General features: G+C 65.4%; 22 protein-coding genes. 9 read left to right on the forward strand and 13 right to left on the reverse strand.

The annotated features are described in order from the left end of the window. Positions 1-8 precede the first annotated feature (8 nt). Positions 9-1,910 (reverse strand): ATP-binding cassette domain-containing protein, encoded by a 1,902-nt coding sequence (locus F455_RS0108390; RefSeq protein ID WP_018972840.1) that lies wholly within the window; start codon positions 1,908-1,910, stop codon positions 9-11. 155 nt (positions 1,911-2,065) lie between these two features. Between F455_RS0108390 and pyk the strand changes: the two genes are divergently transcribed. Next, positions 2,066-3,538 (forward strand): pyruvate kinase, encoded by a 1,473-nt coding sequence (gene pyk, locus F455_RS0108395; RefSeq protein ID WP_018972841.1) that lies wholly within the window; start codon positions 2,066-2,068, stop codon positions 3,536-3,538. Positions 3,539-3,593: 55 nt separating this feature from the next. Here the strand turns inward: pyk and F455_RS0108400 are convergent, their stop codons facing one another. Continuing rightward, positions 3,594-5,654: a S9 family peptidase gene (locus F455_RS0108400; protein ID WP_018972842.1), complete on the reverse strand. Its 2,061-nt coding sequence runs from the start codon at positions 5,652-5,654 to the stop codon at positions 3,594-3,596. Between the two features lie 404 nt (positions 5,655-6,058). Between F455_RS0108400 and F455_RS0108410 the strand changes: the two genes are divergently transcribed. Further along, positions 6,059-6,514: a hypothetical protein gene (locus F455_RS0108410; protein WP_018972844.1), complete on the forward strand. Its 456-nt coding sequence runs from the start codon at positions 6,059-6,061 to the stop codon at positions 6,512-6,514. Between the two features lie 139 nt (positions 6,515-6,653). Then, positions 6,654-7,670 carry a class I fructose-bisphosphate aldolase gene (locus F455_RS0108415; RefSeq protein ID WP_018972845.1) on the forward strand — a complete coding sequence of 339 codons (1,017 nt, stop codon included), beginning with the start codon at positions 6,654-6,656 and terminating at the stop codon, positions 7,668-7,670. 142 nt (positions 7,671-7,812) lie between these two features. Here the strand turns inward: F455_RS0108415 and F455_RS20240 are convergent, their stop codons facing one another. Both F455_RS20240 and F455_RS0108425 read right to left on the reverse strand, forming a co-directional pair. After that, a complete protein-coding gene (locus F455_RS20240) occupies positions 7,813-8,835 on the reverse strand; it encodes a hypothetical protein (protein WP_157578543.1) in 1,023 nt (340 codons plus the stop codon). A gap of 53 nt (positions 8,836-8,888) precedes the next feature. Beyond that, positions 8,889-9,404 (reverse strand): O-acetyl-ADP-ribose deacetylase, encoded by a 516-nt coding sequence (locus F455_RS0108425; protein ID WP_033409590.1) that lies wholly within the window; start codon positions 9,402-9,404, stop codon positions 8,889-8,891. A gap of 41 nt (positions 9,405-9,445) precedes the next feature. Here F455_RS0108425 and F455_RS0108430 point away from each other — a divergent pair, with 41 nt between their 5' ends. Continuing rightward, on the forward strand, positions 9,446-10,315 hold the full coding sequence (locus F455_RS0108430) for a TrmH family RNA methyltransferase (protein WP_018972848.1): 870 nt from the start codon (positions 9,446-9,448) through the stop codon (positions 10,313-10,315). A gap of 4 nt (positions 10,316-10,319) precedes the next feature. Continuing rightward, positions 10,320-12,506, forward strand: coding sequence for an alpha-N-acetylglucosaminidase (locus F455_RS0108435; protein WP_018972849.1), 2,187 nt, complete (start codon positions 10,320-10,322; stop codon positions 12,504-12,506). Between the two features lie 4 nt (positions 12,507-12,510). On the opposite strand, the gene F455_RS0108440 is transcribed toward F455_RS0108435, so the two are convergent. The 7 genes from F455_RS0108440 to F455_RS0108470 all read right to left on the reverse strand — a co-directional run bounded on the left by F455_RS0108440 (position 12,511) and on the right by F455_RS0108470 (position 17,768). Then, the gene (locus tag F455_RS0108440; protein WP_018972850.1) at positions 12,511-13,740 is read right to left on the reverse strand and encodes an RNA polymerase sigma factor; all 1,230 of its coding nucleotides are present in this window, start codon (positions 13,738-13,740) and stop codon (positions 12,511-12,513) included. Positions 13,741-13,745: 5 nt separating this feature from the next. Next, entirely contained in the window at positions 13,746-14,096 is a 351-nt protein-coding gene (locus F455_RS0108445; RefSeq protein ID WP_018972851.1) for a YciI family protein, read from the reverse strand. A 116-nt stretch (positions 14,097-14,212) separates the two neighbouring features. Continuing rightward, the gene (locus F455_RS0108450; protein WP_018972852.1) at positions 14,213-14,644 is read right to left on the reverse strand and encodes an EamA family transporter; all 432 of its coding nucleotides are present in this window, start codon (positions 14,642-14,644) and stop codon (positions 14,213-14,215) included. A gap of 37 nt (positions 14,645-14,681) precedes the next feature. Next, complete coding sequence (locus F455_RS0108455; protein ID WP_018972853.1) at positions 14,682-15,158, reverse strand: GFA family protein; 477 nt, start codon at positions 15,156-15,158, stop codon at positions 14,682-14,684. Continuing rightward, entirely contained in the window at positions 15,155-16,630 is a 1,476-nt protein-coding gene (locus F455_RS0108460; protein WP_018972854.1) for a M20/M25/M40 family metallo-hydrolase, read from the reverse strand. Before F455_RS0108460 ends, F455_RS0108455 begins: the two co-directional genes overlap by 4 nt. 177 nt (positions 16,631-16,807) lie before the next feature. Beyond that, a complete protein-coding gene (gene mscL / locus F455_RS0108465) occupies positions 16,808-17,209 on the reverse strand; it encodes a large-conductance mechanosensitive channel protein MscL (RefSeq protein ID WP_018972855.1) in 402 nt (133 codons plus the stop codon). 112 nt (positions 17,210-17,321) lie between these two features. Next, positions 17,322-17,768, reverse strand: a complete 447-nt coding sequence (locus F455_RS0108470; RefSeq protein WP_051084173.1) for a hypothetical protein — start codon at positions 17,766-17,768, stop codon at positions 17,322-17,324. Positions 17,769-17,958: 190 nt separating this feature from the next. On the opposite strand from F455_RS0108470, the gene F455_RS0108475 reads away from it, so the two are divergent. The 4 genes from F455_RS0108475 (at position 17,959) to F455_RS0108490 (ending at position 22,476) form a co-directional block, all read left to right on the forward strand. Beyond that, positions 17,959-19,209 (forward strand): efflux RND transporter periplasmic adaptor subunit, encoded by a 1,251-nt coding sequence (locus F455_RS0108475; protein ID WP_018972857.1) that lies wholly within the window; start codon positions 17,959-17,961, stop codon positions 19,207-19,209. Between the two features lie 65 nt (positions 19,210-19,274). Next, positions 19,275-19,964 carry an ABC transporter ATP-binding protein gene (locus F455_RS0108480; protein ID WP_018972858.1) on the forward strand — a complete coding sequence of 230 codons (690 nt, stop codon included), beginning with the start codon at positions 19,275-19,277 and terminating at the stop codon, positions 19,962-19,964. A gap of 12 nt (positions 19,965-19,976) precedes the next feature. Then, the gene (locus F455_RS0108485; protein ID WP_018972859.1) at positions 19,977-21,137 is read left to right on the forward strand and encodes an ABC transporter permease; all 1,161 of its coding nucleotides are present in this window, start codon (positions 19,977-19,979) and stop codon (positions 21,135-21,137) included. Beyond that, positions 21,118-22,476: an ABC transporter permease gene (locus F455_RS0108490; protein WP_018972860.1), complete on the forward strand. Its 1,359-nt coding sequence runs from the start codon at positions 21,118-21,120 to the stop codon at positions 22,474-22,476. The genes F455_RS0108485 and F455_RS0108490 overlap by 20 nt, the downstream gene beginning before the upstream one ends. A 54-nt stretch (positions 22,477-22,530) precedes the next feature. Here F455_RS0108490 and F455_RS0108495 read toward each other — a convergent pair whose 3' ends face one another. After that, entirely contained in the window at positions 22,531-23,964 is a 1,434-nt protein-coding gene (locus tag F455_RS0108495) for a short-chain fatty acid transporter (RefSeq protein WP_018972861.1), read from the reverse strand. Between the two features lie 69 nt (positions 23,965-24,033). After that, complete coding sequence (locus F455_RS0108500; protein WP_018972862.1) at positions 24,034-25,791, reverse strand: 3-hydroxybutyrate oligomer hydrolase family protein; 1,758 nt, start codon at positions 25,789-25,791, stop codon at positions 24,034-24,036. Positions 25,792-25,845: the final 54 nt, after the last annotated feature.

The following is a 25,845-nucleotide window of genomic DNA, read 5'->3' on the forward strand; positions in this document are numbered from 1 at the left end:
AGTCGCGCTCAGCTTTCGAGCGCCTGCCAGCGTGCGTAGGCGTGATCGAGTTCCGCCTGCAGTTTCGCAAGTTCGCTGTTCGCGGCGAGGACGGCCGCGCTGTCCTGCTTGAAGAACGTCGGATCGTTCATCGCCGCGGTGCGCGCGGCGATGTCGTTTTCGAGTGTCTCGATGCGAGCGGGCAGTTGCTCGAGTTCGCGAGCGTCCTTGTAGCTCAGTTTGCGCTTCGCCGATGAAACGGCGCCTTCGCTGTCGAAGGCAGGTGCGGGCGTTGCCGCAGCGGATGCTGTCGTCGGCGCGGATTCGCGGCGCTCGTTGCGCGCGGTCGCCGCAGGGCGCTGCCGCAGCCAGTCGCTGAAGCCGCCGATGTATTCGCCGACGCGCCCCTCACCTTCGAGGACCAACGTCGACGTCACCACGTTGTCGATGAATTCGCGATCGTGCGAAACGAGCAGCAGCGTGCCCTGATACGACGCGAGCATTTCTTCGAGCAATTCCAATGTCTCCACATCGAGATCGTTGGTCGGCTCGTCCATCACCAGCAAATTCGACGGCTGCGCGAACAGCTTGGCGAGCAGCAGGCGGTTGCGCTCACCGCCGGACAGCCGCGTGATCGGCGCGCGCGCGCGTTCGGGCGAGAACAGGAAATCCTGCAGGTAGCCGAGCACATGCTTGCGGCTGCCGTTGAGTTCGACATATTCGGTGCCTTCGGCGACGTTGTCGAGCGCGTTCCAGTCCTCGCGCAGGGCACTGCGGTGCTGGTCGAAGTAGGCGATCTGCAGGTTCGTGCCGGGTTCGATTTCGCCGCGCTGCGGCTTCAACTCGCCAAGCAACAATTTCAAAAGTGTACTTTTGCCCGAGCCGTTCGGACCGACGATGCCGATGCGGTCGCCGCGCAGGATTGTCGTCGAGAAATCGCGCAGGATGATCTTGTCGTTCCAGGCGTAGTCGACCTCACGCGCCTCGATCACCTTCTTGCCCGAGGCCTGCGTCGTCGCCAGCGTCATCTTCGCGTTGCCGCCGAGCTCGCGCCGCTCTGCGCGCTCGCGGCGCAGCGCCTTGAGCGCGCGCACGCGACCCTCGTTGCGCGTGCGCCGCGCCTTGATGCCCTGGCGGATCCAGACTTCCTCCTGCGCGAGCTTCTTGTCGAACAACGCGCTGGCCTGCGCCTCGGCGTGCAGGCGTTCCTCGCGCCGGCGCAGGTAGTTGGCGTAGTCACCGGGCCACGAAGTGACCTGGCCGCGATCGATCTCGACGATGCGTGTCGCCAGCGCACGCAGAAAACTGCGGTCGTGGGTGACGAAGATCAGGCTGAATTCGGCGTTGCGCAGAAATTCTTCGAGCCAGGCGATCGCTTCGATGTCGAGGTGGTTGGTCGGCTCGTCGAGCAGAAGCACGTCGGGCGCACTCACGAGCGCCTGGGCGAGCAGCACGCGGCGTTTCATCCCGCCGGACAGCGCGGCGAAGTCCACGTCCTCAGGCAGTTCCAGCCGCGCGAGCACCTGCGACACGCGCCGGTCGAGATCCCAGCCGTGCTGCGCTTCGATTTTTGCCTGCACTGCGCCGAGCGCGTCCAGATCACCGGAATGTTCGGCAATCAAATGGTGATAGCGCGCGAGCAACGCGCCTAGGTCGCCGAGGCCCGCGGCGACCACGTCGAACACGCTGCCGGCCACGTCCTGCGGCACTTCTTGGGCGAGCTTGGCCACGCGCACGCCGCCTTGCACGCGCACCTCGCCGTCGTCGGGTCGAATCTCGCCCGCGATCAGGCGCAGCAGCGTGGACTTGCCTTCGCCGTTGCGGCCGACGATGCAGACGCGCTCGCCGGCATCGATCGCGAGATCGACCTTTTCGAGCAGCAGCGGGCCGCCGACGCCGTAATCGACGCGTTGGAGTTGGATCAGGGACATGGACCAATTGTAGCGTGGTCGATGCCGTCGGCCCTGGTTTTTGTGTGGCCGATGGCGAATCGATTGCGCCGGCCGCCCGCGGCGCAACGATTTGCGCAACGTTGTGCTAGCGTAGCGACATCGATACCAAAGCCACGCAGAGACGAGAGGGAGAGATGGAAACGCAAGTCCGCCGCACCAAGATCATCGCCACGCTGGGGCCGGCCACTGACGCGCCGGGGATGTTGAAGAAGATCCTTGCCGAGGGCGTCGACGTGGTGCGCCTGAACATGTCGCATGGCAAACCCGAGGATCACGCGCGCCGCGCCAAGGAAGTGCGCGAGATGGCCGCCGAGCTCGGCCGCGAGGTCGCCGTGCTCGCCGACCTGCAGGGGCCGAAGATCCGCATCGAGAAATTCCTTGCCGGGCCGGTGATCCTCAAGTCCGGTGATCCGTTCGAACTCGACTGCCGTACCGAGGCGCCGCCGGGTGATGCGACGCGCATCGGCGTGAGCTACCTCGGCCTGCGCAACGACGTGAAAGCCGGCGACATGCTGCTGCTCGACGACGGTCTCATTTCGCTCAAGGTCGACAAGATCGAAGGCACGAGCATCCACACGACCGTGGTCGCCGGCGGCGCGCTGTCTGACCGCAAGGGCATCAATCGCCAGGGTGGCGGTCTCTCGCTCGCCGCGCTCGCGGAGAAGGACAAGGACGACATCAAGACCGCCGCGCAGATCAACGCGGACTTTCTCGCGATCTCGTTCGTCAAGTCGGCCGCCGATATCGAGGAGTCGCGCAAGCTCATGCGCGCGGCCGGCGGCAGCGCGGCGATGGTGGCGAAGATCGAACGCAGCGAGGCGATCGAAACTGTCGTGCTCGCGGGCATCATCGATGCCTCCGACGTGGTCATGGTCGCGCGCGGCGATCTCGGCGTCGAGATCGGCGACGCGGAGCTGCCCGGCATCCAGAAGAAGATCATTCGCGAAACGCTCGCGCGCAGCAAGGCCGTGATCACGGCGACGCAGATGATGCAGTCGATGGTCGAGTCGCCGATCCCGACGCGTGCCGAGGTGCTCGACGTCGCCAACGCCGTGCTCGACGGTACCGATGCGGTGATGCTGTCGCAGGAAACCGCGGCCGGCAAGCATCCGGACAAGGCGGTCGCGGCGATGGCGCGCGTCTGCCTGGGCGCCGAGAACGGTTTCGAGGTAGGCGAGGAGTTCACGCCGCCTGCGGTACGCCTCGAACGTGTCGATCAGGCGATCGCGCTGGCGACGATGTATACCGCCCGCCACATCGGCGTGCGCGCGATCATCGCGCTGACCGAATCGGGCGGCACCGCGCAGTGGCTGTCGCGTTATCGCTCGCGCGTGCCGATCTATGCGTTGTCGCGCCGCATCGGCGCGCGCCGGCGCATGATGATCTACCGCGACGTCACCCCGATCGCGTTCGACGCGCACGGCGTCGACCCCGCGCATGCGGCCAAGGCTGCGGTGCAGACGCTGTTCAACTTGAATCACCTCAGCGAAGGCGACCGCGTGATCCTGACCACGGGCGATCACACCGGTCAGCACGGCGGCACCAATACGATGAAGCTGCTGCGCGTCGGCCCCGGCGGAGTTGCCGAAGGCCTCGGCGATCTGTGATACGAAGTACCGGAGCGCGAATCATCGCGCTCCGGCTTAGTGTAGGACGCGGTGACTACTTCTTCTCCGCGCCCGCGCGGTGCTTCTCGAACCAGCCGATCGTGTACAGCACCTGGTCGAGCATGTTCGACGGCCGCGTGTTGATCTCGTGCGAGGCGCCGGGAATGCGCAACATCGCGGTGTCGACGCCGCGCAGCTTGAGCGCCTGGTAGAACTGCTCGGCCTCGCCCGACGGGGTGCGATGGTCAGCGTCGCCGGTAATCATCATCGTCGGTGTCTTCACCTTGCCGACGTAGGCGATCGGTGAGCGCTTCATGTAGTGTTCGGCGTTTTCCCACGGCACGCCGGGGAACCAGTACTTGGTGAACAACTGGTAGAAGTCGCTGGTCAGCACGAAGCTGTACCAGTTGATCACGGGCTTGGCGACGACGGCCGCGCGGAAGCGGTCGGTGTGGCCGACGATCCATGCGGTCAATACGCCGCCGCCGCTGCCGCCGGTGACGAACAGGTTGCTCGTATCGATGCTGCCGCGCGCGATCACCGCGTCGACGACACTCATGAGGTCGTCGTAATCCTGGCTCGGGTAGGCGTTCTCGATCAGGTTGGCGAACTCGCTGCCGTAGCTCGTGCTGCCGCGCGGGTTGGCATAGACGACGACGTAGCCCTGCGCGGCGTAGAGCTGCGTTTCCGGCGCGAAATGCGGGCCGTAGGCGGCGAACGGGCCGCCGTGGATTTCGAGCATCAGCGGATACGACTTCGCCGGATCGAAGCGTGGCGGATAGACGACCCAGGCCTGCACGCTGCGTCCATCGGCCGAGGATTTCACGTTGATCTCTTCGACCTTGCCGAGGGCCTTGTGGTCGAGCAGGTTCGCGGACAGGTCGGTCAGCGATTTCGGGTTGCTGCCGCGCGCGACGATGCCGACATCGGCCGTGTGCGTGAGCGCATCGCGCGTGTAGGCGACGCGTCCGCCCGCGCCCGACATCGAGCCGCCCGTGTACGGCCGGCCGATCTGCGTGCCGCCAAGATCGTCGGCGACCGTTTCGACCTTGCCGCCGCCGAGGCCGACATGGCCGATCTTGGTCACGCCGCGTTCGTCGTAGTTGAAGTACAGCGCGCCATTGCCGTCCCAGACGGGCTCGTCGACGCTGACGTCGGTATCGGCAGTCACTGCATGTGACTTGCCGCTGGCGAGATCGAGCGCGTACAGGTGCACGGCCTGGTATGGATGCCCCTTGTCGTCGAAGCCGACGTAGGCGAGCGTGCGGCCGTCCGGCGAGATCACCGGATTGCGATCGGGGCCGCGGCGATCGGTGAGCTTGGTTAGTGCGCCGCTGTCGACGTCGACGCGATACAACTCGCTTTCCAGCGGCTGGTGTTCCCAGTCGTCGTTGAGATTGGCCGAGACGTAGACGCTCTTGCCGTCGCGCGCCCAGGCGATCGGACCGGCGAAGTCGTGCTTGCCCGTCGTCACCTCGCGTGCGGCACCGCCGTCGGCAGAGACGACGAAGACGTGCGCATAGCCCGGATCGACGTAGCCGCCGCCATCGATGCGATAGGTGAGGCGGTCGATCAGTTTGGCCGGCTCGGCCCATTCGGCGCCCTTCGGCGCGGGCGGCAGTTTTGCCAGCGGCGTGTCCTGCGCGGGCACGCGCTGGGTGAACGCGATCCAGCGGCCGTCCGGCGACCACGCAAGGTTGCCCGGGCCTTCGGTCAGATGCGTGATCGCCGAACTCGCGCCCGAGTCGAGCCAGAGCACGTGGATCTGTGTCTTGCCCTCGCTTGCGCCGATCCAGGCGATGCGCTTGCCGTCGGGCGACCATTCCGCGCCGCGCTGGTCGGCGCTGTCGGAGAGCAGCGCGCGCTGGCCGCGGCCTTCGCTGTCGACGAGCCAGAGCTGCGAGCGCTTGCGGTCCTTCATGATGTCGAATCGCATGCGCTCGTAGACGACGCGCTTGCCGTCGGGCGAGAGCTGCGGATGGTCGGCCCATTCGAGCTTGAACACGTCGAGCGGAGCGAACGTGTTTGATTGAATCGGCTGCGGATCGGGCGGTGGCGCATCGGCGGCAGCAGTCAGGTTGACGATGAGCAAGGCACCGAGCGCGATCGCACGCATGAGTTTTCTCCGCGGAAAGAGCTGGCATTCTGCCATGCGCACGTGCGCCGACAATGTGCCATTGGGCACCTCGAAAAACCTACTGCGCTCGACAATTTGCGCGCCGGCGGTGCTCGGACTGCGGAGGCAGGAGGCCGAAGCGAACAGCGAAGCTGGCCCGCAGGGCATGCCGCAGGAGCGGCATGTAATCCTCATGTACTCGACAGTACACTCCGGTTCCGTCGCTGCGGCGACGCGCCCGATTCTAGTTGAGATCGGCTCTTCGCTCGTGACGGTTTTCGAGGTGCTCTGTTGTGCATGGATGAACACGATGGAAACACGACGCCGGATTTCGCGAACGACTTCGGCTTGCGTATGATCCAAGTTCCACAGCGTCGTTTCGGCGCGTGCCACAGGAGATCGATATGAAACCGGTGTTTCGGGTTCTCGCCTTGACCCTGCTCGCCGCCAGCGGCAGCGCATTCGCACTCGAGCGTGCGCATCTGGTGCAGCCTGCGGAACTTTCGAACTGGTGGCTCGTGTCGGGCACGGGCGATCCCAAGGTACCTTCGTACGGCAAGGGCCTGACGACGCCGACCTGCGTGGCGGTGTCCTACCGCATCGAACGCGGCGGCACCACGAGCCAGGTCAAGCTCGAGAAAATCGTGCCCGAGGGCGACCTCGGCGCGGTCGCGGTGGACATCGTCAAGGGCCTGCAGTACACCGCTGCGCAGAAGAACATCGGCAAGGATCCGGTCTACACCTATGTGGTCATGCCGTTCAACGCGCCCGACGTGAACAAGGGGCCGAGCGCGGTAACGGAGCGCCAACGCATCCTCGATGCGTGCAAGCTAGAAGACTTCAAGCTTCCGGCCGCCTAACGAAAAGTTCATGCACCGGCGTCGCGTCGGCGTTCAGCTCGCAGCAGCGGAATCCGAATCGGCCTATAATGCTGACCCCCGCGATTTGCGAATCGCGGCAGCGCGCACGCGCACGAATTCAAACGTTACGGAGTCATCCATGAGCATCGAAGAACTGGAAAGCATCGCCCAGGCGATGGTAGCGCCGGGCAAAGGGATCATCGCCATCGACGAGTCGACGAGCACGATCAAGAAGCGCTTCGACTCGGTCAAGATCGAGAACACCGAAGACAATCGCCGCGCCTATCGTGAAATGCTGCTGACCGCGCCGAAGCTCGGCGACTACATCTCCGGCGCGATCCTCTACGACGAAACGATCCGCCAGTCGACCAAGGCCGGCGTGCCGTTCACCAAGGTCATGCTCGACAATGGCATCCTGCCGGGCATCAAGGTCGACAAGGGCCCGCATCCGCTGGCCGGTTTCCCCGGCGAAGTCGTCACCGAAGGCCTCGACGGCCTGCGCGAGCGCCTCGCCGAATACGCCAAGCTTGGCGCCAAGTTCGCCAAGTGGCGCGCGGTGATCAACATCGCCGACGACGCGCCGAGCGGCACCTGCATCGAGGCGAACTGCCACGCGCTCGCGCGCTACGCGGCGCTGTGTCAGGAAGCGGGCATTGTGCCGATGGTCGAGCCCGAAGTGCTGATGGACGGCAACCATGACATCGACATCTGCTACGAGGTGACCGAAGCGACGCTGCGTTCGCTGTTCGGCGCGCTGTACGAGCAGAACGTCATGCTCGAAGGCACGATCCTGAAAGCGAGCATGGTGATCCCAGGCAAGGATTGTCCGGACCAGGCTTCCGTCGACGAAGTCGCCGAAGCGACCGTGCGCTGCCTCAAGGCGACCGTGCCGGCCTCGCTGCCGGGCATCGTCTTCCTCTCGGGCGGCCAGACCGACGAGCAGTCGACCGCGCACCTCAACGCGATGAACCAGATGGGCCCGCACCCGTGGCCGCTGTCCTTCAGCTACGGTCGCGCGATGCAGTCGGCCGCGCTGAAATACTGGTCGAAGGACCTGGTCAAGAACTTCGCCGAGGCACAGAAGATCGTCGTGTCGCGCGCGCGAGAAAACGGTCTGGCCGCGCTGGGCCAGTGGACGAAGGCCAAGGCCGCTTAGTCGGGACGCATACGTCCTGCTGACTTAGTCGCGTCGTTTGAGCGGCCATGCGGCCGCTCAACGCCGTGCGGGAAACGAAAATGGCGGGGGTGGCATACGTGCCGACGTTCCCGCAAAGGGAAGGCCGGCACCTTGTCGGCGCTCAGGGAACAACCTTGGATTCGCCCAGATCCTTCCAACTGTAGCGCGGCACCTGGATCCACTGTCCGCCTTTGAGTTCGGGCACCTTGTGCACGCGCACCTGGTCCACGCTCATCTTGCCGTCCTTTTCGCTGAGCCAGAAATCGATGTCGTAGATTTCGCCCTTGCTGCCGGCGGTGCGGAAATCGGTACAGGCGAAAAAGTGCCCATCGTCGAGCTGGCGAATCGGTTGATGCGTGTCGACGAATTCCAGGTTAAGGTCCTTGCCGGTCTTGTCGTCCTTGAGTTTGAATACGCCGCCATTCTTCGCGGCCTGAGCGAGCGCATTCTGCTCGACCACTGACATCACTTCCCAACTGCGCTTCTGCGCCATGTGGCCGGGATGCTCGGACGCCGGTATCCACCACCACGGAATCGGCTGGCGCGTGACTGCCGTCCATTTGCCGTCCTGCTGCTTCGGCGCCTGATAGATGCGGGTCTCGACGATCTGCAGCTGGCCGTTCGCCGGCGCCACCCAGAAGTCGACGAGGTAGTTCTTCTGCGCGTCCTTGCTGTCGTGGAACTTGACGTCGGGGAAGAAGCCGTAGCCGTCGATCGTGCGCGTGAAATCGATGCCGTCGAAGGCGAGCTTGAGTGCCGAGCCGTCGAGCGGATCGGTCAGCGCGAAGACGCCGCCGTTGGCCTTGGTCTGCGCCGCGACGTGCGCCTTGACCACCGTTTCCGCATCGTTGCTGTCGAAATTCTGCATCGCCTCTTCGGTCGACTGCACCATGCTCGCCGCGATGAACGCGCGCGCGCGTTCGAGATTCTGCTGGGGATCCTTGAGGAACGCAGTCTTCGACGCGGCGTCGTGGAAGCAGTAGACCTTGCCGTCCTTATCGGTCCAGGTGAGGCTGCAGTCGGTCATCACGTGGCGACCGGCTGCGAGACCCTCGGCGCACTGGCCGCCGAATTCCGGCTGCGGGCCGGCGGCGGCGACAACGGAGATCTGCAGCAGCAGTGCCATGGCAATTGCGCGGATCATGGCGGGACTCCAGAAGCTTTTCCTCATCATACTCCGAAGCCGCGCGGCTGAAGTCATGCTCCGAGCTCGTCGCGGTAGGCACGCACGGCGTCGCCGCCGAAGCAGCAGAACACGATGCGCTGCGGCGAAATTCCGCCCCAGGCGCGCACCTCGCGTATCGCGATGCGCGCCGCCTGCTCGAACGGATAGCCGAATACGCCGCAGCTGATCGCCGGGAACGCGACGCTGCGGGCGCCGTGCTCGAACGCCAGGCGCAACGATTCGCGGTAGCACTTCGCCAGCTTTTCCGCTTCGCCTTCCTTGCCGCCGTGCCAGATCGGCCCCACGGTGTGGATGATGTGGCGCGCGGGCAGGTCGAAGCCGGGCGTGATGCGCGCCTCGCCAGTCGGGCAGCGCACGTATGGACGCACCAGCTGGATGGCCTTGCATGCGGCCGACAGGCGCGGACCGGCGGCGCGGTGGATCGCGCCGTCGACGCCGCCTCCGCCCGACAGTGCCTCGTTCGCCGCGTTGACGATCGCGTCCACGCGCAGCGTCGTGATATCGGCTTCGACCACTTCGATCTTCAGCATATCGGCACCATCGATGCTAATGCGGTTAGCATAAGCACATGCAACGTAAAGATTTCCATTCGAACGACCCCTGGCGCAACGCCAGGGTCAAGCCGGCTGCGCCTGCGCCACGCGCCGCGCCGCCGCAGGCCGAGCGCACGACGCCCGAATCCGCCAAACGGCCCGCGGCGCAGCGCCGCGGCGAGGAAGTCCGCGTCTACGGCCGCAACGCCTGCCTCGCCCTGTTCGCGAAACGGCCGAACGACGTACGCAAAATCTATCTCACCGAAGCGCGTATCGCTGAGTTCAAGCCCGTGCTGGCCTGGTGCGTAAAGCAGCGCATCGGCTATCGCGTGGTTGAAAACGACGACCTGGATCGACTGACGGAAAGCCAGCACCACGAGGGCGTCTGCTTCGAGGTGCGCAGGACGCCGCTGCTGTCGCTGCGCGAGCTGCTGCATGAGATTCCGCGAGAGCAGCCTGCGCTGCTGATCTGGCTGGACGGCGTCGGCAATCCGCACAACGTCGGCGCCCTGTTGCGCAGCGCGGCCAATTTCGGCGCGCGTGGAGCGATCCTGCCGGCGGGTGCGCCCGCGCTTTCGGGCGCGGCGCTGCGCGTCGCCGAGGGCGGTGCCGAAGCGCTGCCGCTCGCGCAGGCGGCCGCGGGCGAGGACGTCTTCGAATCGCTGCACGATGCGGGTTTCGGGGTAGCCGCGACCGTGCCGCGTGACGGCTGGGACTTGTACAAGAACAAGCTGCCGGCACGGCTCGCATTGATCCTCGGCGCGGAAGGCGAAGGCATGTCTGCGCGGTTGATTGCGGACGCCGACCTGCGCCTGACGATTCCCGGCACTGGCGCGGTCGAAAGCCTCAATGTGTCGGCGAGCGCAGCCGTCCTCTTCGCCGAATACTGGCGCCAGCACCGATAGTCGCATGCGCCTCGTCGTCGCGCTGCTGCTGCTCGCGTTCGGCATCCCGCTCGGCGCGGCGACACCGGGCCAGGCGCCGAGCTTCGATCTGCGGCCGGCACAGGCCGTCGTGCAGCGCGTTCTCGGACCACACGCCGGGCAAATCGAGCTGGGAACTCTGGATGCCGGCGACGACGGCGAGCGCTTTCGTATCGCGCGCGACGGCAAGCGTGTGAAAGTCGAAGGTACGACCGCGAGCGCGTTGCTGTTCGGCGTCAACTGGTACCTTAAATACATCGCGCACCGCCAGGTCTCGACCAACGGCGATCGTCTCGGCGACGAGGCGCTGCCGCCGCCGGACGAGACAATCGAACGCGCCGCGCGCTACCCCTGGCGCTACGCGCTCAACCAGAACACCGACGGCTACACGATGCCGTACTGGGATTGGCCGCGCTGGGAGCGCGAGATCGATCTCTACGCACTCAGCGGCATCAACGCGATGATCGTCGAACGCGGTATGGATTCGGTGCTTTACCAAACCTTCCGCGATTTCGGTTACTCCGACCGCGAATTGCGCGCGTGGATCACCCAGCCCGCGCACCAGAACTGGCAGCTCATGGGCAACCTCTGCTGCTTCGACGGCCCGATCAGCCGCGAATTGATGGCCAAGCGCGCGAAGTCGGCACGGCAGATCCTCGCGCACCTGCGCGAACTCGGTATCACGCCCGTGCTGCCGGGATTCTACGGCATCGTGCCCGCGGATTTCACGAAGAAATTCCCGCAGGCGCACGTGATCGCGCAGGGCGACTGGGCCGGCTTCACGCGGCCCGGTTGGCTCGATCCGCGCGATCCGATGTTCGCGAAGATCGCGGCGAGCTTCTACCGCCACCAGCGCGAGCTGTTCGGCGATTCGGCAATTTATGACCTGGAAATTTTCCAGGAGGGCGGCAGCTCGGGCGACGTGCCCGTGCGTGAGGGCGCACATCTTGTCCAGGCCGCGCTCGAGGCGGCGCATCCCGGTGCGAAATGGATGATGCTTGCCTGGCAGGGCAATCCGCAGCCGGAACTGCTCGCCGGCGTCGACCGCGACAAACTCTTCATCATCGACATCGATCACGACAAGGTCGCGCGCGACGATCGCATGACCGACTTCAAGGGCGCGCCGTTCTTGTTCGGCGGCATCTGGGCATTCGGCGGGCGTACGACGCTCGGCGCCAACATCCGCAACTACACCGAACGGCTGCCGCGGATCGCCGCTGCGAACCCGAACATGATCGGCACGGCGGTGTTTGCCGAAGGCATGGATACTAATCCATTCGCCTTCGATTTGTTCACCGAGATGGCCTGGCGCGACGGCGAAGTCGATGCCGCGCAGTGGACGGCGAATTATGTGCAGCGCCGCTACGGCGCCGCCGATGCGCACGCGCTGGCGGCCTGGAAGGCCTTGCGCGAGACGGCGTACAGCATTGCGCCTGACGCGGTCGAATTCAACAGCGAACGCGAAGCCGGGCAGGAATCGCTGTTCGCCGCGCAGCCAAGCCTTGACGCCTTCCAGGCCTCGCACTGGTCGCCCGTCGCGCTGCGTTATGACGCGAAAGCGTTTGCCGTCGCGCTGCCGGAGTTGCTGCGAGTGGCGCCGCAGTTGCGCACGAGCGAGACCTATCGCTACGACCTCGTCGACGTCGCGCGCCAGACGCTGGCGAACGAAAGCCGCATCCTGTTGCCTCGAATCAAGAGCGCATTCGTGACAAAGGATCGCACGCAGTTCTCTTCGCTGACGCAGCGTTGGCTCGCGCTGATGGACTTGCAGGATCGCCTGCTCTCGACACAGCGAGATTTTCTCGTCGGCGTCTGGCTCGAGCGCGTTCGCGGTTGGGCTTCGACACCCGAGGAACTGCGCCGCCTCGACTACGATGCGCGTTCGATCCTGACCACCTGGGGCGAGCGCAAGGCGAGCGAAGGCGCCGAACTGCACGACTACGGCAACAAGGACTGGGCCGGCCTCACCCGCGACTACTACATGCAGCGCTGGAAAGTATACTTTGCCGCACTCGACGACGAATTGCGCACCGGCGAAGCGGCAAAGCCGATCGACTGGTTCGCGCTCGGCGAGCAGTGGAATCGCGGCAAGCAGCGCTATGCGACGCGGCCGCAGGGCGATTCTTACGCGCTCGCTGCGGAAACCGCCGAGACGCTCGGATTGGCCGACTGACGGTTCAACCGCCGAGCGCGGCGATCCGCCGCGAAAGCCAGCGTCGCTCCGGTTCGAGCTTCGCCGCGGCGAGAGCGATGCGGTATTGACTCAGCGCTTCGTCGCGGCGGTCGAGCCGCTGCAGCAAGTTCGCACGCGCCGCGGCGAACAGATGACTGTGTTCGGTATCACTGCGCGCGATCAGCGCGGTGAGCAAGTCGAGCGCGTGCGCCGGGCCGTCGACCATCGAGATCGCAGCGATACGGTTGAGTTCGACGATCGGTGTCGGCTGCAGCCGCGCGAGCACCTCGTAAAGTCCGGCGATCTGCCGCCAGTCGGTATCGGCGTGATGCGGCGCGCGTGCGTGCAGCGCGGCGATCGCGGCCTGCACGACGTAGGGGCCGATAAGCTCCTTCGTGCGCAACGCGCGATCGAGCAAGGCGGTGCCGGCGTCGATCTGTACGCCGTTCCAGAGCGAGCGGTCTTGGTCCTCGAGCAGCACGATGTCGCCCGCCGGAGTCGTACGTGCCGCACTGCGTGCATCGTGCAGCAACATCAATGCATTGAGGCCTTGCACCTCGGAGCGTTGCGGCAGCAGTTCGTCGAGCAGGCGGCCGAGGCGGATCGCTTCGCGGCACAGGTCGCGGCGGATCAGCGTATCGCCTGCGGTCGCCGCATAGCCTTCGCTGAAGATCAGGTAGATCGTCGCGAGTACGCTGGCGAGGCGTTGTTCCAGTTGCGCGGGCGCCGGCGTTTCGAACGGAATACCGGCATCGCGGATCTTCTTCTTCGCGCGTACCAGGCGCTGCGCCATTGTCTCCTCGCCGACGAGGAAGGCGCGCGCGATCGCCTGCGTGTCTAGGTCGCAGACCGTGCGCAGGGTCAGGGCGACCTGGGCTTCGATGTTCAACGCCGGATGGCAGCAGGTGAAGATCAGGCGCAGACGGTCGTCGTCGAAGTGCGCTTCGTCGATTTGTTCTGCGTCGAAGTGAACGGTGCCGGCCGAAAATTCCGGAGCGATGCGCATGTCGAAGAAGGTGCGCCGGCGCTGCGTATCGATGGTCTTGTTGCGTCCGACCTGGACCAGCCATGCGGCGGGATTGGTCGGCACGCCCGCAGCCGGCCACTGCTCGATTGCGGCGGTGAACGCGTCCTGGCGCGCCTCCTCGGCCAGGTCGAAATCGCCGAGAAGGCGGATCAGCGTGGCAAGCACGCGACCCGCTTCCCGTTGCAGGACGGCTTCGATCTTCGGCACGAAGATCAGCTGTACTTGTGGATCGCCCGCACCTCGATGCTGCCGAGGCGCGCGCTCGGGATGCGCGCGGCGATCGCCACGGCCTCATCGAGATCCGTCGCTTCGACCAGATAGTAACCGCCGAGTTGCTCGCGCGTTTCCGCGAAGGGGCCGTCGGTAATCGCAGTCTTGCCATCGCGTACGCGCACCGTCGTCGCCGTCGTCGTTGGCTTGAGCGCATCGCCGGCCTTGAACTGGCCGCCTTCGATGATCGACTGGGTGAAGGCCGTGTACTCTTCGTGCAGTTTGCCTCGATCGGCTTCGTTCATCTTGCCGAAGCGGACTTCGTTGTCGTAGATCAGCAACAGGTATTGCATGGTCGTTTCCTGGGAACGTGGCGGGATTGCCATGATCTGGTCGAACGGGAGATGATCGGATCGACAGCGCGGGAGCAAAATTTTCCGCTAGCGAAATGGGCCAGTCGAATCGACCGCTACTTTTTCAGCGCGAGCACGAGGACGCCGGCACCGACCATTGCGATGCCGAACCACTCGCGCAATGAGGGTCGCTCGCCGAGGAAGGCGAACGCGAACACCGCGACGAGGACGAGGCTGAACTTGTCGACCGGCGCGACCTGCGATGCATCGCCGATCTTGAGTGCACGGAAATAGCAGACCCACGACGCGCCCGTGGCGAGGCCGGACAGCACGAGGAAGATCCAGGTACGCGCCGACAGTTCGAGCGGATTGCTCCATTTTCCCGCCGCGCCGACGAAGGCGGCGAGGACGACGATGATGACCGCGGTGCGGATCAATGTGGCGAGATCGGAATCCACGCCCTTGATGCCGATCTTGGCGAAGATCGCGGTCAGCGCGGCGAAGCCGGCCGAGCCCAATGCCCAGAAAAACCAGTTCGATGCGGCCATGCGATCCGCGCCTCGCGCTCGTGGAATCGGATTCAGTTTAGCGCAGCGACGGCGGATGTGATTCCGCGTCCTGGTTCACTCCGATTTGCACTATGCGAACATCGGGCACCCAGAGTTCGCGCCAGCGCGTGGTTTTCTGTTCCGCGTCGAGCTTTTGCGGCGAAACGGTGAGGGTGGCGCCGAATCCCGGATTGCCATCGAGGCACGCCGCATTGACAGCAGCGTAGATGCGCGCAGCGTGCGCATAGGTTGTCGCGACGAGCACGCCACAGCGCCGGCACAGAAGGAACTGTGCCGCGCCCGACCCTTGCCGGTACTCGAGTGGCGGCTCCCCGCGCAGCTCGAGCTTGAGTCGTCCGGCGGGATCGGAAATCCATGACGCGCCGTGCTTGCGGCAGAACGAGCAGTCGCAGGCGCGCGGGGCGATGGCGGCGGGCGTGAGTAGCGTCGAAAGTTCAAGACTCAGGCAGCCGCAATGGCAGCCCCCGCGCAGCGTGGCTGCGTCGTGCGTCACTCCTCGTCCTTGTCCTTGGCGAACGCAGCCGGCGCCGAACCGAAGTCGCCTTCGGCCTGCGCGGCCAGGTAGGTCCACGCGGCGTACACGGCGACGTTTTGCGCGAGTTCCTTGGGATCGATCTTGTCGAGCGTGTCGTTCGCGGTGTGGTGGATGTCGAAGTAGTGCGTGCCGTCCTGCAGCAGCGTCAGTGCGGCCATGCCCTTGGCGTGCATCTGCGAAAGATCGGAGCCGCCGCCGCCGGGTTTCTTGTCGTCGTAGTCGACACCGATGGGCTTTAGCACGGCGGCGATTTGCGCGATCGCCGCACGCGCTTCGGGTTTCACGCTCGCGCTCATGCGCCAGATCGGGCCGGCGCCGAAATCGGATTCGGTGCCGAGCACATGCTTGCCGATTTCCGCTGCGTGTTTGTCTGCATAGGCCTTGCCGCCGTAGAGGCCGGCTTCCTCGTTGGCGAACGCGATGACGCGGATCGTGCGGTCGGGACGCTGCGGCATTTGCTTGACCAGGTGCGCGGCGGCCGCGGCGATGGCGACGCCGGCGGCGTCGTCGATCGCGCCGGTGCCCGGATCCCAGGAATCGAGATGGCCGCCGATATCGATGATCTGGTCGGGATGCTTCTTGCCGGTGACTTCGCCGATCACGTTGGCGCCGGTGTAGTCGCCGTCGAAGCCGACGTCGAGGTCGAGCTTGAGCGTCACCGGCTTGGCGTACGCGAGCACGCGCTCGAGCTGGTCGGCATCGGGATTGGACAGCGCGGCGGCAGGAATGCCGTTGGCCTTCGCGTCGGCGAAACCGGTCACGCCGGTATGCGCCATGCGGTCCTTGGCATCGGTGCCGGCCGAGCGCAGCAAGAATCCACTTGCACCCTTGCTCGCTGCGAGCGGCGGGCCGCCGACGCGGATCGACGAGCCCGTGCCGTAGTCGTGGCCATCCTTGTGCGGCTGCATCTTGAAGCCGATGTAGACGATCTTGCCTTTCACCTTGGCCGGATCGGCGGCCTTGAGCGCGTCGAGATTCTCGAAGCGCACGACTTCGGCGGTGAGGCCGCCTGCCGGCGTCGGGAAACTGTGGCCGAGCGCGGCCAGTACGAGGTTCTGCGCAAACGGTGCGACGATCGCGCCGGCCTCGTGGCGGCGCACCCACTTCGGATAACTCACCGGCTCTTCGTAAACCTTGTCGAAGCCGAGCGCCTTGAATTTCGCGATCACCCACGCGCGCGCCTTGGCGTCGTTATCGCCGGCAGCGAGGCGCGGGCCGACTTCGGTGGTCAGGCCTTCGACGAACCTGTACGCGGTGTCGTCATTCATCGCGCGGTCGCGCAATTGCTCGGCGGCGCGCACGGCGGCGTCGGGAATATGCGTGTCGGCGGCGTGGGCGGCGCCCAGGGCAAACACGGAAGCGGCGGTGAGGCTCAGGGCGGAAAACAGTTTCACGATGGACTCCGAATCTGGCGAGGAACGATGGGGCATGGCGCGGGTTCGCGACAATGTCGAGCGTCGCAAAATCGGCCTTCATGCAGAAGGGCCACTTGGCGCGCGAACGAGGCAACCAAGTTTTGCTGCTACTGCTCGAGAGCGCAAAGCTTCGCAAACGAAAAGGGCGCAGCATGGTCGCTGCGCCCTCCGCTCATTGCCCGGATCACACGACTACTTCTTCAGCGCGTCGCGGATCTCGGTCAGCAGTTTCTCGGTCGGCGTCGGCTCGGGCGGTGCGGCGGGCGCTTCCTCGGCCTTCTTGGACATGCTGTTGATGATCTTGACCACGATGAAGATCGCTGCGGCGATGATGACGAACTGGATGACCGTGTTGAGGAACACGCCGATCTGGATCGCAACCTCGCCCTTGCCGTCCGCGCCGGCGGCCTTGAGCACCCATTTCCATGCCGAGAAATCGACGCCCCCGATCAGCAGCCCGATCGGCGGCATGATGACGTTGTCGACGAGCGCGGAAACGATCTTGCCGAATGCTGCGCCGATGACGACGCCGACGGCGAGGTCGACGACATTGCCGCGCAACACGAAAGCCTTGAATTCGGTGGCCAAGCTCATGGCGGGTTCTCTCCTGAAGATAGGGGTTTGAACTGCATGGTGCGACGCAGACGCAAATCTACACCAAGATTCGTTAAAGGAAACCCCTTTGTCGGATCGGGCCGGGTTCGGATCAAGCTGTCTTGGCGCTGGCCGTGCGGCGCACGAATTTGAGTGCGGACCAGATCGCATCGACCGCGCAAACCTTGACATCGACCAGGCCGAGCGGCAATACGATTTCTCGCAGGGTGTCCTCGGTAACGTCGGTGGCGATCTTGGCCGATTTCTTCGGCCACGAGATCCACAACACGCCCTTGTCGGCCAGACTCGCAATCAGGCCGGGCAGCTCGCGTTCCAGCTGCGTCCGTTTCGTCGCGAAGACGTGGGTGAAGTCGCTGCTGCCGGTTTTGCGCGCAACCAGTGCAACCTGCGTGGCGTCGAAACCGCATAGACTGAAATAGTCGTCCGGCGCGTGCACGAGACGTACGCGCAACCCCGGTTTCAACCCCAGCTTCGACCACAGCGGCTTGCCGGAATAGCCGGCAGGGGCAGGCTGGGATTTTTTGTGTATGGCCGGCATGGCGACTCCATGTGTGTCGAAATGCGTGCTGCCCATTCGTCGTATGCGAGGACGAATTGCGAAACTGCGTGCCACTCATCACCCGCGCGGCGATCTGACAGTTGTCATTCCGCATTCGTGAGGATAGTCCCTGTCGCGCGAATCGTGGTATCGGCAGTCTATGGCACACTTGGGAAGTAGCAAAACTCGCATGGGCATCATGGACAAATCGGATCTGCTGAACGAATTGCGCATCGGCAAGGAGCAGCGCGACGATCACACGGGCGGCGGTTCGCGCCTGCCATGGATCGTTGCCGCCGCGATCGCCGTGGCCGTCGCCATCGGTGCGGCGAGGTGGTATTTCGTCGCGGGCGGCGCCAAGGCCTTCGAGGTCGAGGCTGCCACCGCCGCCGCGCCGAGTGCGGGCGGCGCCGACACCTCGGTGCTGCAGGCGACCGGTTATGCGACCGCGCGGCGCTCGGCGACCGTGTCCGCGCAGATCACCGGCACGCTGACCGAAGTGCTGATCGAGGAAGGCGATCGCGTCGAGAAAGGCCAGGTGCTCGCGCGCCTCGAATCGACGCAGCAGCAGGCCTACCTCGCCCAGGCGCAGGCCGGCGCGCGCGCGGCGCAGGCGCAGCTCGTGCAGTACCAGGCGCAGCTTGCGCAGAACCAGCGTGATCTGAAACGCCAGCAGGACATCGTCGCGCGCAAGCTCGCCTCGCAGCAGTCGCTCGAACTCGCCCAGACCCAGGTCGACACGCAGGCCTCCGCAGTGACCGCGCAGCGCCGTCAGGTCGATGTCGCCCAGGCGAACGTGCAGGCCGCGCAGGTGCAGCTCGACTACACCACGGTGCGCGCGCCGTTCAGCGGCATGATCACGGCCAAGGCCGCGCAGGTCGGCGAAATCGTCTCGCCGCTGTCGGCCGGTGGCGGTTTCACGCGCACCGGCGTCGGCACGATCGTCGACATGGATTCGCTCGAGATCGAGGTCGACGTCAGCGAATCGTACATCGCGCGCGTCGTGCCGAAGCAGCCTGCGCAGGCGACGCTCGATGCCTATCCCGATTGGAAGATTCCTGCGCACGTGATCGCGATCATCCCGACCGCCGACCGCGGCAAGGCCACGGTCAAGGTGCGCATCGGCATCGACGCGAAGGACCCACGCATCCTGCCGGACATGGGGGCGCGCGTGTCGTTCTTCGAAGATGCACCGAAGGCCGCGAATGCGCCGCCGCCGAAGGGCGTGCTCGTGCCGGGCTCGGCGATCGTCAAGCGCGACGGCAAGGACATCGTCTTTGCGATCGACGCCGATCACGCGCGGGCAAAACCCGTGACACCCGGACAGACGTACAACGATCTGCGCCTGGCCGAGGGCATCGGCGCGGGCACGCGCGTAGTCAAACAACCGCCGGCGGAAATGGCCGACGGGGCCAAAGTGGAAATCAAGTCGGCGAAATAGCTTCGCCGCTGTCGAATTCGGCGTCTTTCGCACGTCGTCACAAAGAATCATCGAGGAGTTCAGGCATGGGTACGCTGGTCGAAATCCGCAATGTCAGCAAGGTGTACGAACGCGGCAAGCAGAAGGTCGAGGTGCTGCGTCACATCGACCTCGATATCGCGCAGGGCGATTTCCTCGCGCTGATGGGGCCGTCCGGTTCGGGCAAGACGACGCTGCTTAACCTGATCGGTGGCCTCGACTCGCCGACGCAAGGTCAGATCAGCGTCGGCGGCACGCGCATCGACAATCTCAACCAGGGTGCACTCGCAAAGTGGAGAGCATCCAATGTCGGCTTCATCTTCCAGTTCTACAACCTGCTGCCGATGCTGTCGGCGCAGAAGAACGTCGAGCTGCCGCTGCTGCTGACCAAGCTCGGCGCTGCGCAGCGCAAGAAGAACGCGGCGATCGCGCTGCAGCTCGTCGGCCTCGCCGACCGCGCCGGGCACAAGCCGACCGAGCTCTCGGGCGGCCAGCAGCAGCGCGTCGCGATCGCACGCGCGATCGTGTCCGATCCGACCCTGTTGGTCTGCGACGAGCCGACCGGCGATCTCGACCGCCAGTCCGCCGAAGACGTGCTCGGCCTGTTGCAGACGCTCAACCGCCAGCACGGCAAGACCATCGTCATGGTCACCCACGATCCGAAGGCGGCCGAGTACGCGAGCCATACGCTGCATCTCGACAAGGGCACGCTCGTCGAACAAGCCGCGCACGCATAACGGAGCGCCGCCATGAAATATCTGCATCTCATCTGGGCGGCCTTGTTCCGCCGCAAGACGCGCACGATTCTCACCCTCGTGTCGATCGTCGCCGCATTCCTGCTGTTCGGCCTGCTCGACGCCGTGCGCGTGTCGTTCGCTGAGGCCGGGCAGTCGGCGAACGGTGCCGAACGCCTGCAGACCGGGGCGAAGCTGTCGTTCATCCAGCCGCTGCCGCAGTCGCTGATGACGCGCATCGCAACGATCGACGGAGTCAAGGAAGTCGCGCACGCGAACTGGTTCGGCGGCGCCTACCAGGATCCGCACAACCAGATTTTCACCTTCGCGGTCAGCGACAACTATCTCGACATCTATCCCGAGGTCAGTGTCGATGCCGGCGAAATGAAGGCTTACAACGACGACCTCAACGGCATCCTCGCCGGCGAGGTGCTGATCAAGAAGTACGGCTGGAAGATCGGCGACAAGATTCCGCTGCAGTCACAGATCTTTCCGAACAAGGAAGGCTCGAAGAACTGGAGCTTCAACCTGCGCGGCGTGATGAAGGCGAAGGACGACAAGGCCTTCCAGAGCCAGATGATCATCCTGCACTGGAAGAATTTCGACGAGACCACGCCATACAACCGCGGCAACGTCGGTTGGTATATAAGTCGCGTGAAGGACGTCAACGACGCCGACCGCGTGGCCAAGGCGATCGACGCGCTGTCGGCCAATTCCGACCACGAAACCAAGACGCAGACCGAGCAGGCGGCGACGCGCAACTGGATCAAGCAGCTCGCCAATATCGGCCTCATCGTCACCTCGATCATGGGTGCGGTGTTCTTCACGCTCATTCTGCTCACCGGAAACACGATGATGCAGGCGGTGCGCGAACGCACCTCGGAGCTGGCCGTACTCAAGACGATCGGCTTCTCCAACGGCAGCGTGCTCGGCATGGTGCTCGCCGAGTCGGTGTTGCTGCTCCTGCTCGGCGGCGTCATCGGCCTCGGCCTCGTCGCGGTGATCAGCGCTGGGTTGCCGGCGATGAGCGGCGGCATGATCACGACCGCGGCGGTGAGCTGGAAGAGCTGGGTGCTCGGCGTGGTCCTGGCGCTCGCCATCGGCATCGTCATCGGCGCATTGCCCGCGCTGCGTGCGATGCGCCTGAATATCGTCGATGCGCTGGCCGGACGTTGAGGAGAAACACGCCATGAAATTTTTGATCGGACTTCTGACCCTCGTCGTCGTCATCGCCGGTGTGTGCGTGTTCCTGAGCCTGCCGTGGCAGGGGCTGGTCGTGCTGCTGGTCTTGCTCGGCGCATGGATGCTGCTCACGCGCCGCGGCCAGCAGGCGGCGCAGGTGACCGGCATCGGCGTGAGCACGCTCGGCCAGCGCCTCGGCTCTTCCGCAGTCATCGTCGTCGGCATCGCCGGCGTCGTCGGCGTGCTCGTCGCGATGTTGGCGATGGCGAACGGCTACAGCGAAACCCTGCGCCGCAGTGGTGGCAACGACACCGCGATCGTAATGCGCGGTGCGTCGGCATCCGAGGTGTCCTCGGTGCTCGGTCACGACGCGACCGTGGTCATCGAGCAGGCGCCCGGCATCGCCAAGGACGAGGCCGGCAAGCCGATTTCCTCGCCCGAGCTCGTGGTCGCGGCGAACCTGCCGATGAAAGGCGGCGATCCGGAGCAGGACGTCGGCAGCGTTACCGTGCGCGGCGTCAGCGACATGGCGTGGAAGCTGCGCACGAACGCCAAGATCATCGCCGGACGCAAATTCACGCCCGGTCTGCGCGAGCTCGTCGTCGGCAAGGGCGCGCAGCGCCAGTACGAAGGCATCGATGTCGATCGCGAACTCAAGCTCGGCAACCAGACCTGGAAGGTCGTCGGCATCTTCGAATCGAACGACGCGATGGAATCCGAACTGTGGGGCGATGCCGACGTGGTCGGTTCGACCTATCGCCCGAACGGTAGCAACAGCCGCAGCTCGGTGTTCGTGCGCCTGACCGGTGCCGACGCATTCGAGCCGTTCAAGGCGTCGCTGAGTTCCGATCCGCGCTTGCAGGTCGACGTCGACACCACCGCAAACTACTTCGGCAAGCAGAGCGAAGGCACGACCAAGATGATCACCGTAATCGGCATCGTCGTCGGCGCGATCATGGCGATCGGCGCGGTGTTCGGCGCGCTCAACACCATGTTCGCCGCGGTCGCGACGCGTGCGCGCGAGATCGCCACGCTGCGCGCGATCGGTTTCCGTGGTGTGCCGGTCGTGGTCGCGATCATGCTCGAGACGATGCTGCTCGCGCTGATCGGCGGTGCGCTCGGCGGCCTCGTCGCCTGGCTGATCTTCAACGGCTACACCGCATCGACGATGACTGCGGGCACCACGGGCCAGTTGATGTTCACCTTTAACGTGGCGCCGTCGGTGCTGTGGACCGGCATCAAGTGGGCGCTCGCGATCGGCTTTATCGGCGGCCTCTATCCGGCATTGCGCGCAGCGCGCCTGCCGGTGACGACCGCGTTGCGCGAATCCTGAGGAAACGTCGATGCGGCGAAGAACGGGGCGCGAAGGCGCCCCGTTTTCGTTTGCTCACGGCGCGGCGGGAACCACCGGCGGGTGATATCCGAGCGTCGTGCCGAGCGCCCACAACAGGAACAACACCAGCGGCACGTGCACGACGAGCTGAATCACGGTGAAGCCGATCAGATCGCGCGCCTTGAGGCCGAGCACGCCGAGCAGCGGCAGCATGAAGAACGGATTGATCAGGTTTGGCATCGCCTCGGCGGCATTGTAGATCTGCACGGCCCAGCCGAGGTGATAGTGCAGATCGTTCGCAGCCTGCATGACGTAGGGCGCCTCGATCAACCACTTGCCGCCGCCCGAAGGCACGAAGAAGCCGAGGATCGCCGAGTACGTGCCGATCACGAGCGCGTACGTGTCGTGCGACGCGAGCGCGACGAACACCGACGACAGCTTTTCCGCGACCGTGTGCCCGTCGCTGCCCTTGGCCACGGTCAGGATCGCCGCGATGCCGCCGTAGAGCGGGAACTGGATCAGCACGCCCGTCGTGCTCGGCACCGCGCGCTTGACCGCATCGAGGAAGCTGCGCGGCCGCCAGTGCAGCAGCAGGCCGGCCATGACGAACAGGAAGTTGTAGGTGTTGAGGTTGGAGATCGCGAGGTACCAGACTTTGCTCGCGAACTCGTGCACCACCCAGCCGAGTGCGAGCAAGGCGACGAGGATGGTCAGCAGTGGGCTGCGCTCCAGCCATTCGCCTGGCACGCGCCCGGTGCTGTCCACTTCCGTACTTCTGTCACTCTGCACGTTGGTGAAATGCTCCGCGCCCTGCGCCTCGGCCGCGCCAGGCGCCGACCACCATGCGATCAGCGCGGAAACCGCGATCAGGATCAGTGTGAGCAGCATCGACTGCCAGAGAAAAATCGTCTCGGTGAACGGGATCACGCCGGTGATCGGCAGCAGCGTCTTTGGAATGCTCGCAGGATTGGCCTGCAGCTGCGCGGCCGATGACGACAGGCCCATCGCCCACGAGGCGCCGAGACCGAGGTACGCGGCTGCGCCCGCGGCGCGGTAGTCCATCGCGAGATTGGTGCGCCGCGCGAGCGCGCGCACGAGCAGGCCGCCGAAGACGAGGCTGAAGCCCCAGTTGATCAGCGAGGCGAGCATGCTGACGATGGCGACGAACGCGATCGCGTTGCGCGCGTTCTTCGGTATCGCCGCGAGCGCGTCGATCAGGCGTGCGACCGGCGGCGACGAGGCGACGACGTAACCGCCGACGACAATGAACACCATCTGCATCGTGAACGGGATCAGGCTCCAGAAGCCGTCGCCGAACGCGACCGCGGTGGCGGTCGGTCCCGCGCCGATCGCGAGCGCGGCGAGGGCGACGATGACCACGCCGAGTGCGGCGAAGACATAGGCATCGGGAAACCAGCGCTCGGCCCAGTTGGAGACGCGCAAGGCGGTGTGCGCGAGGCCGCTGCTGGCGGCGGGTGTGCTGCTCATGTTTCCTCCCGTTGGTGAGTGGTTCTGTATTGGTGTCGGTGTTGTTTGTTTCACGATCGAGCGCACAAGCTAGAGCGGCAATGCGAGATGCTTTGTTTCCAGCTTGCCTACGCCGCGCGGCTGTGCGGCAGGCGTCGTGCCCGCATCGAGTGGCTTGCCGTGCACGACATGCGCATACATTTTTTCGAGCGCTGCATAGGCATACGCGAGCATTGGCACGTAGCGCTCACCGAATCCGGGCCAGGCGAGGAAGGAGTCGAAGTGTTGCGCATGCGGGACGCGCCAATACGCGGCATCGCGCGCGTTCGCGTGCAGCCAGGCAAGGTAGGCGTCGGAGGAGAACACCGCGGGAATCAAACCGTCTTCGGCACCGTGGACGAGGAAGATCGGCAACTCTGCGCGCGGCAGTCGTGCCAGCGTAGTCTGCACGGATGCGCGCAGGCGTTGCGCCGCGTCGTCGCTGCCGCTCCACAGTCCGCGCAAGCCGGCGAGACCTTTCCAGTGCGGATCGGCGCCGTTACCCGGTGTGGTCTCGGTGATGAACACGCCGTTGCCGGGTGGGATGCCACTTGCGTCGCTCCACCATGCGGCGCGCTCCGTTGCCGTGGCGGCGCGTGGTTTGAAGTCGGTGCCGAGTGCGGAGAAGCGAAATCCGCCGGGCATCGCACCGACCGCGCTGCGCGTGTATGCGCTCGCGTAGGTTGCGCCGAACGCGCGCCACATATCGTAGGCGGTCGTACTTGCTGCGGTCGCGAGTGCGGCGTCTTCCCAGCCGCCGGCATGCAGGCGCGCGAGCGCGTCTCGTGGATCGCCCGTATCGAGGATGCCTGCCTCACGCAAGGTCGCAGCGCGCGTCGCCCAGGTCGCGATGTTGTTGCCGGGCAGCTTCGCCAGCGCGCCGCGCACGGCATCGAAGCGCGCATCGAGCAGTGCGCACGGCGCGAGCAGCGCGGCTTCGCTTGCGTAGTCGTAGAGCGGGCGCGCATGACTGCCTTCGACCTTGGATGCGTAGACGTTCGGCTCGACCGCGACGGCGCCGGCCAGCCAGCCGGCAGCGTCGATGCCCGCCGCCTGCAGCACCGCAGCGCCGCCGTTCGACAGACCGGCCGCGATGATCCTCGTGTTCTGCGGCGTGAACGGTGCCTGTTGCGGAAACGCGCGGTCGAGCATGGCCAGTCCGAACTGGGCCGCCTGCAGTAAGTGCTCACCCCAGTGCGCCTCCGGATTGTCGGTCGAGTGCGCATGCTTGATCGCGATGCCGGCATCTCCGCAATAGCCGGCCGGTTCGAACTCGAGCTCGACCGCGCCGCGCTCGGCGCGCGTGCCGTCGAGGGCGACGCCGCTATCGCTCGGCGTGTCGAAGTATCCAGAGCCTGCGCCCTTGTCCGTGTAGGCGACTGCGCAGCGGTGGGCGAGTCCCCACGCGCCGGCAAACGCGATCGCACCGTAGATGCCGCGCGATCCCGACGAGGCGGTCACGATCAGGCAACGCGTGCTCGCATCGAAGCCGTCGGGTATCTGCGCGAGCACGCGATGCGGCTGGGTCGCGCCGGCGATGCGCGCGAAGGCCTGGTATTCGCGGCCGTCGACCTTCGGCACGGCGCCGTAGATTGAGCCGTAGCCGCCGAGTGGGCCCAGGTCGGCGATGCCGAGCCACGCCGTCTGGATTGCGCGCCGGCGCATTTCGGCCGGCGTCGGCCTGGCCGCATCGGCGAATGGCGCAGGCAGCGCGCGCAGTCCCGCGAGGCCGAGTCCGGCGCTGAGCAGATCGTCTTCGCCGCGGTGCGCGGTTTCGCGAATGACGCCGAGCGGGAAGGATATCGACATCGCTGCCTCCTATGGCAACGATACCACGCGTGCGCTAGCGACTCGTCGTCGCCG

The sequence above is a fragment of the Rudaea cellulosilytica DSM 22992 genome (assembly GCF_000378125.1).
GTDB classification, from domain to species: Bacteria; Pseudomonadota; Gammaproteobacteria; order Xanthomonadales; family Rhodanobacteraceae; genus Rudaea; species Rudaea cellulosilytica.

What these genes read in the sequence shown, in the direction of transcription:
- F455_RS0108390 (WP_018972840.1), bottom strand. Translation starts at nt 1,910, where the DNA reads ATGTCCCTGATCCAACTCCAACGCGTCGATTACGGCGTCGGCGGCCCG.
- mscL (WP_018972855.1), bottom strand. Translation starts at nt 17,209, where the DNA reads ATGAGCTTGGCCACCGAATTCAAGGCTTTCGTGTTGCGCGGCAATGTC.
- F455_RS0108490 (WP_018972860.1), top strand. Translation starts at nt 21,118, where the DNA reads ATGCGCTGGCCGGACGTTGAGGAGAAACACGCCATGAAATTTTTGATC.
- F455_RS0108415 (WP_018972845.1), top strand. Translation starts at nt 6,654, where the DNA reads ATGAGCATCGAAGAACTGGAAAGCATCGCCCAGGCGATGGTAGCGCCG.
- F455_RS0108460 (WP_018972854.1), bottom strand. Translation starts at nt 16,630, where the DNA reads ATGCCCCATCGTTCCTCGCCAGATTCGGAGTCCATCGTGAAACTGTTT.
- F455_RS0108445 (WP_018972851.1), bottom strand. Translation starts at nt 14,096, where the DNA reads ATGCAATACCTGTTGCTGATCTACGACAACGAAGTCCGCTTCGGCAAG.
- pyk (WP_018972841.1), top strand. Translation starts at nt 2,066, where the DNA reads ATGGAAACGCAAGTCCGCCGCACCAAGATCATCGCCACGCTGGGGCCG.
- F455_RS0108495 (WP_018972861.1), bottom strand. Translation starts at nt 23,964, where the DNA reads ATGAGCAGCACACCCGCCGCCAGCAGCGGCCTCGCGCACACCGCCTTG.
- F455_RS0108470 (WP_051084173.1), bottom strand. Translation starts at nt 17,768, where the DNA reads ATGCCGGCCATACACAAAAAATCCCAGCCTGCCCCTGCCGGCTATTCC.
- F455_RS0108435 (WP_018972849.1), top strand. Translation starts at nt 10,320, where the DNA reads ATGCGCCTCGTCGTCGCGCTGCTGCTGCTCGCGTTCGGCATCCCGCTC.
- F455_RS0108430 (WP_018972848.1), top strand. Translation starts at nt 9,446, where the DNA reads ATGCAACGTAAAGATTTCCATTCGAACGACCCCTGGCGCAACGCCAGG.
- F455_RS0108410 (WP_018972844.1), top strand. Translation starts at nt 6,059, where the DNA reads ATGAAACCGGTGTTTCGGGTTCTCGCCTTGACCCTGCTCGCCGCCAGC.
- F455_RS0108480 (WP_018972858.1), top strand. Translation starts at nt 19,275, where the DNA reads ATGGGTACGCTGGTCGAAATCCGCAATGTCAGCAAGGTGTACGAACGC.
- F455_RS0108450 (WP_018972852.1), bottom strand. Translation starts at nt 14,644, where the DNA reads ATGGCCGCATCGAACTGGTTTTTCTGGGCATTGGGCTCGGCCGGCTTC.
- F455_RS0108500 (WP_018972862.1), bottom strand. Translation starts at nt 25,791, where the DNA reads ATGTCGATATCCTTCCCGCTCGGCGTCATTCGCGAAACCGCGCACCGC.
- F455_RS0108400 (WP_018972842.1), bottom strand. Translation starts at nt 5,654, where the DNA reads ATGCGTGCGATCGCGCTCGGTGCCTTGCTCATCGTCAACCTGACTGCT.
- F455_RS0108475 (WP_018972857.1), top strand. Translation starts at nt 17,959, where the DNA reads ATGGGCATCATGGACAAATCGGATCTGCTGAACGAATTGCGCATCGGC.
- F455_RS0108485 (WP_018972859.1), top strand. Translation starts at nt 19,977, where the DNA reads ATGAAATATCTGCATCTCATCTGGGCGGCCTTGTTCCGCCGCAAGACG.
- F455_RS20240 (WP_157578543.1), bottom strand. Translation starts at nt 8,835, where the DNA reads ATGATCCGCGCAATTGCCATGGCACTGCTGCTGCAGATCTCCGTTGTC.